General features: G+C 65.1%; 8 protein-coding genes and 1 pseudogene. 4 read left to right on the top strand and 5 right to left on the bottom strand.

From position 1 onward, the window contains the following. Positions 1-52: 52 nt before the first annotated feature. The 3 genes and pseudogenes from IPP28_15565 to IPP28_15555 form a co-directional block, all read right to left on the bottom strand. Positions 53-1,267, bottom strand: coding sequence for a methionine adenosyltransferase (locus tag IPP28_15565; protein ID MBL0042412.1), 1,215 nt, complete (start codon positions 1,265-1,267; stop codon positions 53-55). A 181-nt stretch (positions 1,268-1,448) separates the two neighbouring features. Then, positions 1,449-1,846 (bottom strand): annotated as a pseudogene (locus tag IPP28_15560) (hypothetical protein). Next, a complete protein-coding gene (locus tag IPP28_15555) occupies positions 1,846-2,586 on the bottom strand; it encodes a CoA transferase subunit A (GenBank protein ID MBL0042411.1) in 741 nt (246 codons plus the stop codon). Before IPP28_15555 ends, IPP28_15560 begins: the two are co-directional and overlap by 1 nt. Before the next feature lie 233 nt (positions 2,587-2,819). On the opposite strand from IPP28_15555, the gene IPP28_15550 reads away from it, so the two are divergent. From IPP28_15550 to IPP28_15535, 4 genes are all read left to right on the top strand, one after another. Further along, entirely contained in the window at positions 2,820-4,061 is a 1,242-nt protein-coding gene (locus IPP28_15550) for a hypothetical protein (GenBank protein ID MBL0042410.1), read from the top strand. Positions 4,062-4,393: 332 nt separating this feature from the next. Further along, positions 4,394-6,553, top strand: a complete 2,160-nt coding sequence (locus IPP28_15545) for a hypothetical protein (protein ID MBL0042409.1) — start codon at positions 4,394-4,396, stop codon at positions 6,551-6,553. A 59-nt stretch (positions 6,554-6,612) separates the two neighbouring features. Beyond that, complete coding sequence (locus tag IPP28_15540; protein MBL0042408.1) at positions 6,613-7,893, top strand: VCBS repeat-containing protein; 1,281 nt, start codon at positions 6,613-6,615, stop codon at positions 7,891-7,893. A gap of 48 nt (positions 7,894-7,941) precedes the next feature. Next, a complete protein-coding gene (locus tag IPP28_15535) occupies positions 7,942-11,085 on the top strand; it encodes a diguanylate cyclase (protein ID MBL0042407.1) in 3,144 nt (1,047 codons plus the stop codon). Positions 11,086-11,125: 40 nt separating this feature from the next. Here IPP28_15535 and IPP28_15530 read toward each other — a convergent pair whose 3' ends face one another. Together IPP28_15530 and IPP28_15525 are read right to left on the bottom strand one after the other, a co-directional pair. After that, complete coding sequence (locus IPP28_15530) at positions 11,126-12,328, bottom strand: hypothetical protein (protein ID MBL0042406.1); 1,203 nt, start codon at positions 12,326-12,328, stop codon at positions 11,126-11,128. 175 nt (positions 12,329-12,503) lie between these two features. Then, the gene (locus tag IPP28_15525) at positions 12,504-14,597 is read right to left on the bottom strand and encodes a c-type cytochrome (protein ID MBL0042405.1); all 2,094 of its coding nucleotides are present in this window, start codon (positions 14,595-14,597) and stop codon (positions 12,504-12,506) included. Between the last annotated feature and the right edge of the window lie 144 nt (positions 14,598-14,741).

Here is a 14,741-nt window from a genome sequence, read left to right as displayed (position 1 = left end):
CGTGAGCGGGCCGTTTGTCGGGGGAAATCGCGGGGCGGAGCCTGCTTCCACCTTAGCCCTTGAGGCCGGCGGCCTTGCGCAGGGCTTCGGCGCGGTCGGTCTTCTCCCACGAGAACGCGGTCGCCTTGACCTTCTTGCCATCCTTGTTTGTGTAGTCGTGCTCGTAGGGCTTGCGGCCGAAGTGGCCGTAGCTGGCCGTCGCCTGGTAGACCGGATGGATCAGGTCGAGCATCTGGATGATGCCGTACGGGCGCAGATCGAAGTGGCCGCGGATCAGCTTCTCGATCTGTTCGTCGCCGATCTTGCCGGTGCCGAACGTGGTGACCGAGATCGAGGTCGGTTCGGCCACGCCGATGGCATAGCTGACCTGGACTTCGCACTTGTCGGCGAGGCCGGCGGCGACGATGTTCTTCGCCACGTAGCGTGCGGCATACGCGGCCGAACGATCGACCTTGGACGGATCCTTGCCCGAGAACGCGCCGCCGCCGTGGCGCGCCATGCCGCCGTAGCTGTCGACGATGATCTTGCGACCGGTCAGGCCGCAGTCGCCGACCGGACCGCCGATCACGAACTTGCCGGTCGGGTTGATGTGGAACTTGGTCTTCTTGTCGATCAGCTTGGTCGGCAGCACCGGCTTGATGATCTCTTCCATCACCGCTTCGACCAGGTGCTTCTGCTTCACGTCCTCGTCGTGCTGGGTCGAGAGCACGACCGCGTCGATGCCGGCGATCTTGTTGCCGTCATAACGCAGCGTGACCTGCGACTTCGCGTCCGGGCGCAGCCACGGCAGCGGCGAATTCTTCTTCTTGCGCATCTTGGCCTGCTGCTCGACCAGACGGTGCGAGTAGTAGATCGGCGCCGGCATGTATTCCGGGGCTTCGTTGCAGGCGTAACCGAACATCAGGCCCTGGTCGCCCGCGCCCTGTTCTTCCGGCTTCTTGCGGTCGACGCCCTGGTTGATGTCCGGCGACTGCTTGCCGAGCATGTTGATGATGGCGCAGGTGTGGCCGTCGAAGCCGACGTCGGAATTGTTGTAGCCGATGTCGTTGATGACCTTGCGCGCCAGCGCCTCGATGTCGACCCAGGCGCTGGTGGTGACTTCGCCGGCGACGATCGCCGCGCCGGTCTTCACCATCGTTTCGCAGGCCACGCGGGCGCGCTTGTCCTGCGCGAGGATGGCGTCGAGCACGGCATCGGAGATCTGGTCGGCGATCTTGTCCGGGTGGCCTTCGGAAACGGATTCGGAGGTGAAGAGATAGCTGCTCATCGAGGCATATATCCTTTGATTCGGATGGAGGGATAAAAACGGCCGCGCACTATAGCGACATCGCCGTGCGGCCGCAGCACTTTAGCGGCTCCGGCACGCACTGTTCAGCGCCGGTTGCCAGCGGCGGCCGGGCGCTTGCGCCCGTGCACGGCGGCACGGGCAGTGCAACTGGCGGGTGAGATCAGAGCAGGGCGACGCCAGTCTTCTCGCGCAGTTCGTCCGGGGTGACGCCCGGCGCAGTTTCGACCAGCTTCAGTCCTTGCGGCGTCACGTCCATCACCGCGAGTTCGGTGATGATGCGGTTGACGACGCCCACGAATCGTGGCTGCCGAAATAGCTGGCGCCAGGAACCGCGGTCACGGTCTGCTTGCCGGCGTTGATCAGGTCGGCGTCGACTTCGGCTTCGGTCGGGAACGGGCCGATGCCGAGCAGGCCGTTCTCGCTCTGCAGCCACACGTCCATGCCCTCGGGAATGAAGTTCGCGACCAGGGTCGGCAGGCCGATGCCCAGGTTCACGTAGGCGCCGTCGCTCAACTCCTGCGCGGCGCGCTGCGCCATTTCGTCGCGGGTCCAGGCCATCACTTGTCTCCTTGGCGAACGGTGCGCTGTTCGATGCGCTTCTCGGGCGAGGCATTGAGCACGATGCGGTCGACGTAGATGCCGGGCAGATGCACCGCATCCGCGTCGATGCTGCCGGTCTCGACGACCTGTTCGACTTCGGCGACACACACCTTGCCCGCCATCGCGCAGGCCGGATTGAAATTGCGTGCGGTCTTGCGGAACACGAGATTGCCGGCCTGGTCAGCCTTCCATGCCTTGACCAGCGAGACATCGGCCTTGAGCGCGGTTTCAAGCACGTACCAGTGGCCGTCGAACTGTCGCGTCTCCTTGCCGTCGGCGACGATGGTGCCGTAACCGGTACGCGTGAAGAACGCGGGGATGCCGGCACCGCCGGCGCGCAGGCGTTCGGCCAGCGTGCCTTGCGGGTTGAATTCGAGCTCAAGTTCGCCGGAGAGGTACTGGCGTTCGAATTCCTTGTTCTCGCCGACGTAGGACGAAATCATCTTCCTGATCTGGCGAGTGGCCAGAAGCTGGCCGAGGCCGAAGCCGTCGACGCCGGCATTGTTCGAGATCGCGGTCAGGCCCTTGACGCCGGAATCGCGCAAGGCAGCGATCAGCGCTTCGGGAATGCCGCACAGGCCGAAGCCGCCGACCGCGAGCGTCTGGCCATCGGCCACCAGATCGCGCAGCGCTGTCGCGGCATCCGGATACACCTTCGATTTGCCGCGCGCGGGCGCGGCCTGTGTCGATAACGACATCGCATTCTCCATCGTGAGGGCGCGATCTTAACGGGTTGCGCGCGGATTCCAGCCGTACCTTCGGGCAGGGGGTTGGTTGCCGGCACGCAGCGGCGCACCCTGCCTTCACCCCGGGGTCGCGACGATGTCCGCGCTTTCATTCAGTTGACGCTCAGCGTTATGCTTCTGGAGTCGTTGCAGCCGCATCGGGTCGCGGCTATCCTTGATCTGGGTCATGGAATGGGGAGTGGATCGTGTCTTTACGAAAATTGGGTGCTTTGCTGTTTGCCCTGCTGCCTCTGCAGGCCCACGCCGAGTTCGGCACCATCGACGACGTGCCGGCGGCGACGCTGCTGATTCCGCACTTCGAGGTCGATACGCTCAATCGCACGGGTGTCAACACCGTGATCACGTTGACGAATGCGAGTGCTTCGGCCGCCGTGGCGCAAGTCACGCTGTGGACCGACGAGGCGCTGCCGACCGCACGCTTCGGCATCTACCTGACCGGCTACGACCAGCAGACGATCGATCTGCAAAACGTGTTCAACCGCTTTCCGCCGGTGACAGCCGACGCGGGCTCGGATACAGGCGACACCAGCAATCCCGACGATGGCATCTCGAACAAGGGCGACTTTTCGCAGGACATCAATTTCCCCGGAGCGGTGCCGCCCTGCAGCGCTGCACCTTCGGACATCGAGTTGCTGATCACCTATGACGTCAAGGCGGCGCATACCGGCTTGGCCAGTCTCAACTACTTCGGCGGCAGTTGCGGCGCCATCAATTACGGCGATGGCATTGCACGCGGTTACGTCACGATCGACACAGTGACACAGTGCACGACCGATTCGCCCTACGAGACGGCGTTTTTCCCCGGCGGGATCGCAGACCGGCGCAATATCTTGATGGGCAGCTACGTCATCAGCAATGCCAACGGAAGCCGGATGGTCGCCGCCAATGCCGTCCACGTCGAATCAAGATACGTCGCCGGGCCGGCGCCGTCTTACGGTTTGTATTCGTCGTTGACCAATTACTCGACCGTGTCCGAGCGCGAGGCGCTGCCGACGGCTTGGGCCGGTCGTGCCGTCGCAGGCAAGACGGACCTGAACTACTGGCGCGATCCCGGCCAGAAGATCACGCCGGTGGCCGGATGTGCCGTTCCGGCGGCGTTCCCGCTGCCGCTTCGTGACCTATCGGTGTTTTCCGGCAACGGCACCAATACCGCCAATCCGGCCGGCGCGCTGTTCCCGTATGCGAGCGGACGCGTGGCGGGATCGGCGCTGTCGCTTGCGGCGTCGCCTGGCTGGCTGTTCGCCAACCTGAACTCGACCACCGACCCGGACCCGATGAATGCGAACGACTGGAACACCATTCGCCAGTCCTGGCTGACCTTCGAACAGTATCCGTCTTCCACGCCGGCGACCTCCGGTTTCGCCTACACCGTCGAAGGCATCCAGCTCGGCAATGCGGCCGACCTCGCCGATCCCATCGTGCCGTAATCGACCGGAGCACATGCACATGAAGAAGATTGCACTGATTCCGGCGCTCGTCTTGGCGGTATTCGGCCTGGATGTCCAGGCCAAGTTCGGCGCCCAGGACAACGTTCCCGCTGCCACTCTGCTGCTGCCGCATTTCGATGTCGACATGAACAGCAGCAACGGGCACAAGACCGTGCTCACGGTCGGCAACCGCTCGAACGCCAGCCAGCTTGCGCACGTCACCCTGTGGACCGATGTCGGGATCCCGGTGACCACGTTCGACCTCAACCTGGCCGCGAATGGCGTGACCGAAATCGCTCTCGGGGACCGTCCTGCGCACCGGCGTCCTGCCGGTGTCGAGCGGTTCAGGCACTGGCTGCAGTTTCCCGCTCGCGAACTGGACGCCGACCACGATCACCAACGTGCGCAATGCCCTGACCGGTGCAGCGTCGACGCTGACCGGCGGGCAATGCGGCGGCAGTTCCCGTGGCGACGGGCATGCCCGCGGCTTCGTCACCATCGATGCGGTGAACAGTTGCACCGCGCTGACGCCGCGCGATCCTGCCTATTTTGCCGATGGCGGCACGGGCATCGGCAGCGACGCCAACGTCTTGTGGGGCGAATACGCGATGGTGAATCCCGGCGCCGGATGGGCGCACGGCGATGCCCTGATGCATATCGAGGCCAGCACGACGGACGCCAATGTCGACGGCACCGCGGATTCGGGCACCGGCCTGCAGGACATGACGTTCTACAGCCGCATTCGTGGCGAAACCACCGCGGTGGACGACCGTGAGCGCCTGCTGAGCGCGCACTGGGGCAAGTTCCAGACGGCGGGCGCGATCACCGCGACCTCGGCGATCGTGTGGCGAGATCCTGGCCAGGCGGCACCGTTCGCCTGCGGCTCGCCACCGAGTCTCGGCGTGCTGGCGATGGACGCGTTTGATGCGCGCGAAGAGGCGCAGTCGGCCTCCCAGCTCGTGTTTCCGCTGGCCAGCCAGGTGACCGCGATCAGCGGCATGGCGGTGACCGAGGGCAGCATCAATTACCATTTGCAGCGTCCGGCCGAATTGGCCCCGTTTATTGCGCCGATCGTGATGCCGCCCCAGTGGCAATTGGTCGACTTGCGGTTTCAGGCGGCGGTGACACACGTCTACACCTCCGGCACGCGCCGCGAGAGCGTCCGCGCGATCGCCGATCCCGAGCAGTCGCTCGGCAACTACGTCGTGGGCACCAGTGCGCCGGCGAATCCTCAATGTTCGGACGGTATCGACAATGACAGCGATACGTTCGTCGATTTTCCTGCCGACCCGGGATGCACCTCTGCGACGGACTTCCAGGAATATGCTGAATGCAGCGATGGTCTCGACAATGACGCTGACATGCTGGCTGACTATCCCGCAGATCCAGGATGCCGCTCGCGCGCCGACATGGCCGAGGTGGACGCTTACGACAACCAATGCGGCGACGGCGTCGACAACGATGCCGATGGCACGGTCGATTGGCCGGCGGACACGTTGTGCAGCTACTTCACCGACACGACCGAAGCCAACCAGTGCAGCGACGGCGTCGACAACGACAGTGATGGTCGTACCGACTATCCGCTCGACACCGGCTGTTCCAGCGCGGCGGACAACAACGAGACCAATTTCCTCTGCAACGACGGCATCGACAACGATGGCGATGGCCTGACGGATTTCCCGGCCGACCCCGGCTGCGGCAGCGTCGATTCGAACAACGAAGCGCCACTGTGCAACAACGGCATCGATGATGATGCCGACGGCTTCATCGACTTTCCGAATGATCCGGGTTGTCAGAGTGCGACATCCGGAACCGAAACCACCTCTTGCAACAACGGCATCGATGATGATGCCGACGGCTTCATCGACTTCCCGAACGATCCGTCCTGCGAATTCGGCTGGTCCACATCCGAGACGCGGGCCTGCAGCAACGGCCTCGATGACGACTTTGACGGCTACCGGGACTATCCGAACGATCCGGGTTGCCCGACGCCCTTCGACAACAACGAAGGCGGTCCCGGCCAGTGCGCGGACGGCATCGACAACGACGGCAACGGCACCGCCGATTTCCCGTCGGATCCGTTCTGCACCTCGGCGAACGACGAATTCGAAACCTCGGCCTGCAGCGATCATGTCGACAACGACTTCGACGGCACCCTCGACTTCGTCCAGTACGACTTCGACGGCATGCCCGGGTTCGATACCACCATCGATCCCGGTTGCGAGTCGCTGGCCGACAACAACGAAGTGGCGGGTGTCACGCTGCCGCAGTGCTCGGACGGGATCGACAACGACAACGATCGCTACATTGACTGGCCGAGCGAGCCCGGGTGCTCTGGCGCCGGGGATGACAACGAATACCTCGCGGGCGAGCCGCCCTTCGTCGACAAGCAGCCGGTGCCGGCAATGGGTGCGCTCGGGATGCTGCTGATCACGGGTCTGATGGGCGCCTTCGGCCTGTTCGCGGTTCGTCGGCGCAACGCGTTGGCGTGAATGGCCTGATGGCGGTGTGTTGGGCGGGGTGGCGCGTATGCTGCCGCCCCGCTTTGTGGGTGATGCTGGCGCTGGCGGCGTGTGCGCCGCTGCCGCATAAGGCGGCAGCGCCGATGGCGCGGTGCGAGGCGCCGCCGACGGCGCAGTCTGGCCCCTGGCAGGTGATGCCAGTTCAGGCCGTGCTGCCGACGCTCGGGCAATGGCGCGACGAATTCGATCTCGCCGACATGGACGGTGACGGCCACCTCGACATCGTGTTCGGGCCGGCCCGGAAGGGTCGTCCTCAGCCGAACATCTTTCTCGGGAATGGCAACGGCGGTTTCCGCTATTGGGCAGAGGCGCACTGGCCGCCGCAGCCCTTCGATTACGGCGCCATCAAGGCCGCGGATTTCAACCGTGACGGACAGACCGATCTGGTGCTGGCTGCGCATCTGCGAGGTGTCGTGCCGATGCTTGCCGAAGGTCGCGGTTATTTCGCGCCGGCCGGGACCGACCTGATGCTGGCGCTGCCGGGTTCCGGCGTCGCGCCCGGCTTCGTGTCGTCGCGCGCACTGGCGGTGGCCGACTTCGATCGTGACGGCACCATGGATTTCGCGATCGCGAACGAGGGGCCGGCGCTGTTCTCGAGGCAGCCCACGCGCCAGCCGTTCGTTGTGTATCTCAATCGCAGTCGTGCGTGGCAGCGCGTCGATCCCGTGCCCGAGCTGTCCGGCTATTCCACCAGCATCGCGGCCGGCGACCTCGACGGCGACGGCTGGGCCGACCTCGTCACCGGGCGGATCGATCCCGCATCGACGGGGCTGATCCAGCTGGGCGACGGTCGTGCCTTTCGCGGTATCGATATCGTCGGACTGCCGGCCCGCGCAGCCGTCTCCGCTGTAGCGATCGCGGCGGTGGCGGAGAGCGAACCGCGGGCCCTGTTGTCCATGCTCGCGGCGACTGACGACGGCGGTTTCTGCAACGGGCTTGGCGTCTATGACGTGCGCCGGCAGGACATGCAATGGCTGTCGCAAGAAGCCGGAACGGACGTCGCGGTGGCCATCGCCCCGGCCGACCTCGATGGCGACGGAGACCTCGATCTTGCGCTGGCGCTCGATCGGGGGAATCTGCGCCTGGTCGAGAATCGCAACGGCCTATATCGTCTGGCTGCGATCGCCGTGCCGCTCGAACGCTTCGCGCATTGCAGTGCCTTCGACGTGCGCGTCGGCAACCTCGTGGACGGCGATGCGCTTCCGGAAATCGTGGTCGCCTACGCGGGCGACGATCCGGACAGCAGTGGCTCGGTGTGCGCCGGTGGCGGCGGGCTGGCGATGTGGCGGGTAAGCATCGGTTCGAACTGATTCGACGCAACCAGGGAGGAATTCGGTTTGAGGACTGCGGGGGGCCGAGTGTGCTTCGCATTGCTGGCATTGTGCGGCGCCCTCTCGGCCTCGGCACAGACGCGCTCGTCGCGTGATTTCGATTTCGACCAGCGCGTGTTCGAGACGGTCGGCAATGACGACCAGATTCCGAACGGCGTGGTCACGGCGCTGGCCCAGGATGCGCAGGGCGCGCTGTGGATCGGTACCCAGTCCGGCTTGATCCGGTACGACGGCCATGGCTATGCCCGGTTCCGTCACGATCGCGACGATCCCGGTTCGATCGGTGGCGATTTCGTGTTCTCGCTGGCGATCGGTGCCGATGGCCGCGTCTGGACCGGGTCGGAGGTCAATGGCGTCTCGGTGCTCGATCCCGCGACCGGCCGCTTCACCCGGTTTCAACACGTGCCCGGACACCGCGACGGCATCGGACCCGGCAACATCTTTGCGATCGCCATCGCGCCGGGGGGAGACGTCTTCATCGCCGCGGACGACGGCCTGGTCCGGCACAATCCGCAGCGTGGCCGGTTCGAGCCGATCGTGCTCGGTGTCGAGGGCGACCTGCCGGAACCGCAGGAGCGTGTGCGCAGCCTGCTGTTCGATGCGCAAGGCAATCTCTGGATCGGCACGATGGATGGCCTGCAACGCCTGCGCCGCGGGAGCACCGCGGTGGAACCGTTTCTGACACAAGGCGGGCCGTCGCTGGCGGGCCGTGAAATCGTCTCGCTGATGATGGCCGGGAACGGATCGCTGTGGGTCGGCACGCGCGAATCCGGCGCTGCCATCGTGAACCCCGACGACGGCACGATCCGCTGGGTCGGCACGACGCATGCGCAGGCGGCGGAACTGTCGCGATCCTGGATCAATGCCATTGCGCAGGCGACACCGGACGAAGTCTGGATCAGTCGCTACGGATCGGGGCTGGCCATCGTCGATGCCGTCAGCGGCGAGGTCCGGCATCTGCTCAACGAAGATCCGAGCCAGGCCGACGGCCTGAGTTTCGATGCCGCCGGCGCGATGCTGGTCGATCGCAGTGGCCTGCTCTGGATAGGCTCCTGGGGCGGTGGCCTACAGCGCCACAATCCGCGCAACGCGGGATTCCGCATCCTGCGTCACAGCGTGCGCCAGACGAGTGCGTTGACCTATGGCAACGTGCTGAGCGTGCTGGAACGCCGGGACGGTCGCATCCTGGTCGGTTCGACCCAGAATGGCATCGACATCGTCGATCGCCGTCTCGGTGTCGTTGGCGGCTATCGCGCGGACGGACGTCCCGGTGCCTTGGCCGATGGCGTCATCGGCGGCATGGACGAGGCCGCCGACGGCACGCTGTGGGTGGGGACCTTCCAGTCCGGCGTGCAACGCCTCGCGCCGGGCAGCAGCCACTTCCAGAGTTACGGTCGCGCCGAAGGATTGCCGACGCTGCAGATCGAATCGGTGCTGGTCGGTCGCGATGGTCGCGTCTGGATCGGTAGCGCCGATGGCCTGGTGCGCTGGCAGCGCGATCCGGATCGCTTCGTCGATGTGCTGCGCGAAGACGGCTCGACGGTGCGCAGCATCATCAAGGGGCTGGCCGAGGATGCCGAGGGGCGACTCTGGGTTGCGTCGGGTGCCGGCTTGCTGCTGCTCGAGCCCGGTCAGGAGCGCCTGCAGCAAGTGCGCCACGATCCGGCGCAGGCGAGCAGCCTGTCCAGCGACAACGTCGCCGGAGCACTGGTGGCGCGCGACGGGACGCTGTGGGTGAACACCGCCGAGGGCATCGACCGTGTGCGCGATCCGGCGCAGCGGCCGCTGGTGTTCGAGCATGTCGCGACCGGCGACGCCGACGCGCCGTTCGGATCGAACCTCATGGAGGACGACACCGGCAGGCTCTGGTCGGCGAACGCGATTCTCGATCCGCAGACCTTGCGCGTGCAGCGACTGCATCGCAGCGAGGGCTTCGATGTCGGCACCAACTGGGTCGGATCGGCCACGCGTACCCGGGACGGTTGGCTGGTATTTGGCGGGACCCAGGGCGTCGCCTTCGTCGATCCGGCCCACTATCGACCGTGGACCCACGTGCCCGAGGTCTACGTCAGCGCCGTCAGCGTCGATGACGTGACGCAACCCGCGGCGGCGGCCTCGGGACGAATCGAACTCTCGCCCGCGCAGTCTCAGCTCGGCCTCGAGCTGGCCAGCAGCGACCTGCTGGCCCCGAACCTGGTGCGCTACGACTATCGCCTCGATGGCAAGTCCGAGTGGACGACGCTGCCGCTCGAGCGTCGGCAGATCGGTTTCGGCAATCTCTGGCCAGGCGAGCATGTGCTGGCCTTGCGGGCCCGCAATGCCATGGGCACCGAGAGCGCGCAGCCCGTTGTCTTCCACATTCGCGTGCTGCCAGCCTGGTGGCAGCGGCCGGCGTCGATCATCGCCGTGGCCATGCTGCTGGTGCTGTTGCTGGCGAGCATCGTGCGCCGGCTCAACGCCCGCGAACGCGAGCGCACCGCACGCCTGCAGTCCCTGGTGGACGCGCGCACGCGCGAGTTGCGCGAGGCCTACGAGCGGGTCGAAGTGGCCAGTCGCACCGATGCGCTGACCGGGCTCGGCAATCGCCGTTCGTTGGAGGCCGCCTTGCCCGTGTTGTCGGCGCAGGCGTTGGGTGCGCAGCGTGATCCGTTGCGGCGGCGTCTGGCCCTGATCCTGGTCGACATCGACGAGTTCAAGCAGGTGAACGACCAGCATGGTCACGCCGCTGGCGACCGCGTGATCGAGGCGTTCGCGCGCTTGATCCATGCACAACTGCGCGACGGCGACATCGGTGTGCGCTGGGGCGGCGAGGAGTTCCTGATCGTCGCGCAGGTGGCCGACGAGGACCAGGCGCTGCACTGTGCCGAGCGCCTCCGCACCGCCGTGGCCGGCCATATCTTCGTGCTGGATGGCGGCGTGTCGATCCGTCGCACCTGTTCGATCGGATTCGCCTGCCTGCCGTTCGCCTCGCAATCACGCGATGCACTGGCCTGGCCGCACGTCCTTGAAATCGCCGACGCGGCCCTGTTCGAAGCGAAGCACGACGGCCGCGACCGTGCCTATGGATACGCCGCCGACGGAGCCATCGAGCCCGGCTTCATCGAACGCTTCCGCGCCACGCCCGCGACCGCACGTCGCGAACTCCCGTTGCGCCGACTGGCCGCAAGCTGATCGGTGGTACCGGTCAAGTCGGCGGCCAGCGGGTGCGCCCTCAGTACTTGTATTCGAGCGACAGCCAGACCTTGTCGGTGTCGCGGGCGAACGTGTTGGCGTCGTAGCTGGCGAATTTCGCGAGTGCCGTGAAGCGTTGCTTGAAGGCGTAGCTGAGCGACGCATCCCACTCGGTACCGTAGTCGGCGTCGCCGTGGTCGGCGTCGTACTGATGGTAGGACGCGGCCCATTGCAGCTTGCCGACCGGGCCATTGAAGCTGACGAAGGTATCGACCAGTCCGTTCACCGGAGTGACCAGGAACTTGTCGGCCCAGCCGTTGAAGGCGTGCAGCGTCGCGAACGGCGTCTGGAAGGCATAGTGGCCATCGCCGCCCAGGCGTTCGTGCGAGAACTTGCCGGTGTAGGCGCCGCGGGCCGCGCCAAACTCGAACAGGGTGTAATCGGCATCGATATTGTGTGCGCCATCACGCCAGTTGGCTTGCTGCGCATATTCGATCGTGTACAGCAGCTTCCACGGCTCGGCGAGCGCATGCGTGCCGGCGAAACGGGCGCCGACGATGCGGTTCGAAGTCAGCGGCAGGTCCTGGTTCTCGACGAAGTAGCCGTAGCCGGTCAGGGTCGCCGGACCGAACACGTGCGCGACGTTCACGAGATGCCCGTCGACATCGTATTCGGCCAGCAACGGATTCGGATTGGCATGGCCGAACACGCGATGCACGTCCTGCAGATAGGCATAACGCAGCGTGGTGTTCTTGGCGATCGTCTGGGTGGCCGTCAGGGCATCGAAGGTCTGCTCGTTCTGGCGCCAGCCGACGTTGCCGAAGAAGCGCTGGTTGTCGAGCACGAGACGCTGGCGTCCGGCGACCACCTGCGTGCCATGCCCGGAATCCCAGGCGATGCCGGCCTGATTCCATTCGCTGCCTTCGGGGTCGGCCACGGTGGCGTATTGCGTGCGGCCGTTCGCGGTCGAGTTGTAGCTGTCATCGAGTGCGCGCACGTCTTCGAGTTCGGCGAACAGCGAAAGACCGAGCCACGGTGCGGTGCGATAGCCGACACGGTTGCGCCAGGTCAGTGCGTTGGCGTCCTTGGCGACGGCGTCGTCGCCGACGTTCTCCATGCGCAGGCGCGAGTCGATCGTGACCTTGCCGCCGGTCAGCGCATCGGTCAACGACAGTGCATCATCAGCATGAGCACAGGCCGCGGCCAAAGCCAGCGGCAGCAGGGCATATCGGTAGTTGCGCATGGGAGCAATCCTTCATTCGGGAATGGTCTGGCGGATTCGCCTTTCCCGAATCGCAACGGATTGCGGCTCGGGAAAGGCGAAGAGCGGCCGGGCGGGGAAGCTGGGGAGAGCTCGCTTCCCGACCGCTCTCCGGATGCCTGTCCCGCGCGTTCCCGGGACAGGCATCAGACACGGATCAATAGATGTCGGCGGCCGTATTGGTCACGTTGAACTTGCCGGTCGGCGTGATGATGTTCGGTCCCTTGATGACCTTCTTAAGCTTCAGGGTCTTGTCGTCGATCACGACGATCGCCGATTCTTCTTTCTGCCCGCTCCACACCGAAAACCACACTTCATCGCCGGTCATGTTGTATTCCGGTTGCACGATGCGCTTCGGACCCGGGCCCAGCTTGGCCCACTCGCCGATCGGCAGCACCTTGTAGCCCGCCTCCAGGTTCTGGGTGTCGAACACGGCGATGGTCTGGCTGATCTTCGGATCGGGATTCAGCGGGGTGTCGACGTACAGGTGCTTCGACTTCGGATGCGTCTTGACGAACAGCGAACCGCCACCCTGGCCTTTCAGCGTCTCGACGACCTTCCAGGCCTGGTCCTTGTGGTGTTCCGGGTCGGTGCCGATCAGCGTGATCTTCTCGTTGCCGAGTGCCGACGTGACCCAGACCGGACCGAACTTCGGATGCACGAAGTTCGCGCCGCGACCCGGGTGCGGGATCTTGTCGGCATCGACCAGCGAGACCATCTTGCGCTCCTTCGAATCGACGACCGCGATCTTGTTGCTCTGGTTGGCGGCGGTCATGAAGTAGCGATGTGTCGAATCCCAACCGCCATCATGCAGGAAGCGTGCGGCGTCGAGCGTCGTCACCGACAGGTTCTCGATGTCTTCGTAGTTCACCAGCAGGATGCGGCCGGTTTCCTTGACGTTGACGATGAACTCCGGGTGCTCGTGACTGGCGACGATCGCGGCCACGCGCGGTTCCGGGTGGTACTCCTGCGTGTCCACGGTCATGCCGCGGGTCGACACGATCTTCTTCGGTTCCAGGGTCGGGCCATCCATGATCACGTATTGCGGCGGCCAATAGGCACCGGCGATCGCCAGCTTGTCCTCGAAGCCCTTGTACTTGGAGGTCTCGACCGAACGCGCTTCCAGCCCGATCTTGATCTCGGCGACGATCTGCGGCGGATTCATCCACAGGTCGATCAGGTCGATCTTGGCGTCTCGGCCGATCGTGTAGGCGTAACGCTTGGAATGCGACGGACGCGTGATGTGCACGGCGTAGCCGGTCTTCAGCGTGTTCACGACTTCCTTGGTGTCGCCGTCGATGATCGCGATCTGGCCCGCATCGCGCAGCGTGACGATGAAGAAGTTGTCGATGTTGCGCTTGTGCATCGGCTGGGTCGGGCGTTCCGACTCCGGCACGATCACCTTCCAGCTCTCCTTCATCTCCTTCATGCCCCATTCCGGCGGTGCCGGCGGATCGTGCTGGAGGAAGCGCGCCATGATGTCCACTTCAGCGGCGGTCAGCTGGCCCGACGAGCCCCAGTTCGGCATGCCGGCCGGCGAACCGAAGTTGATCAATGCCTTCAGGTAGTCGGTGCCCTTGGCGCGGGTGATGTCCGGTGTCAGCGGCTTGCCGGTCGCACCCTTGCGCAGCACGCCGTGGCAGCCGGCACAACGCTCGAAGAAGATTTCGGTGGCGCGGTTGAATTCGGTCTCGCTGAGCGAGGGCGCACCCGGGCTCACGATCATCTTCACGTCCTTCGACGAAACAGTCGAAGGTGCACCTTGATAGCCCTGTTCGGACTGTTTCGTGCCGACGTGGCGTTCACCCTGTGCCGGATCACTGCTCACGGCCAGCGTCTTGCGTGCGGCCGCGACGTCCTTCGGAGTCACCTTTCCGCCCGGATTGCCCCAACTGGCGTAGACGAAAGTGGTGATGTTGGCGATCTCGGCATCGGTCAGGTGGCTCATCGCCGGCATCACGCCGTTGTAGGTGTTGCCATTGACGGTGAGCGCGCCATTGATGCCCTGGAGCACCGACGCCAGCACCTTCTGCTTGTCGTTGTTCTTCAGGAAATCGGAGCCGGCAAGGGGCGGAAATGCCCCGGTCAGGCCGGTGCCTTCAGGTTGATGACAGGCCGCGCAGTTCGCCAGGAACGCGGCCTTGCCGACGTCCAGGCCCTGCTTCGGGATTCGTTCGTTGCTGACGTCGTCTGCGGCGACCGCACCACTCAGTACGAGTGCGATCCACAGCAGGGGCTTCGGGTTACGCATGGCCATCTCCTCTATTGTGTTGACGCGGGGCAGTCGCGGGACTGCATGTCGCCAGCGTCGTCCTGTGCGGCAGAAGCAGCCATGACCTAGGTCAAGCGGCCCGGCGGCGCGACGAAGCGACCGCTTTGCAATGCCGATTCCGTT

The organism is Lysobacterales bacterium, from assembly GCA_016721845.1.
Lineage (GTDB): Bacteria > Pseudomonadota > Gammaproteobacteria > Xanthomonadales > Ahniellaceae > JADKHK01.
The sequence above is the reverse complement of the archived record's forward strand: the minus strand, read 5'-3'. Positions and strand labels throughout refer to the sequence as shown.

What these genes read in the sequence shown, in the direction of transcription:
- IPP28_15565 (MBL0042412.1), bottom strand. Translation starts at nt 1,267, where the DNA reads ATGAGCAGCTATCTCTTCACCTCCGAATCCGTTTCCGAAGGCCACCCG.
- IPP28_15555 (MBL0042411.1), bottom strand. Translation starts at nt 2,586, where the DNA reads ATGTCGTTATCGACACAGGCCGCGCCCGCGCGCGGCAAATCGAAGGTG.
- IPP28_15525 (MBL0042405.1), bottom strand. Translation starts at nt 14,597, where the DNA reads ATGCGTAACCCGAAGCCCCTGCTGTGGATCGCACTCGTACTGAGTGGT.
- IPP28_15530 (MBL0042406.1), bottom strand. Translation starts at nt 12,328, where the DNA reads ATGCGCAACTACCGATATGCCCTGCTGCCGCTGGCTTTGGCCGCGGCC.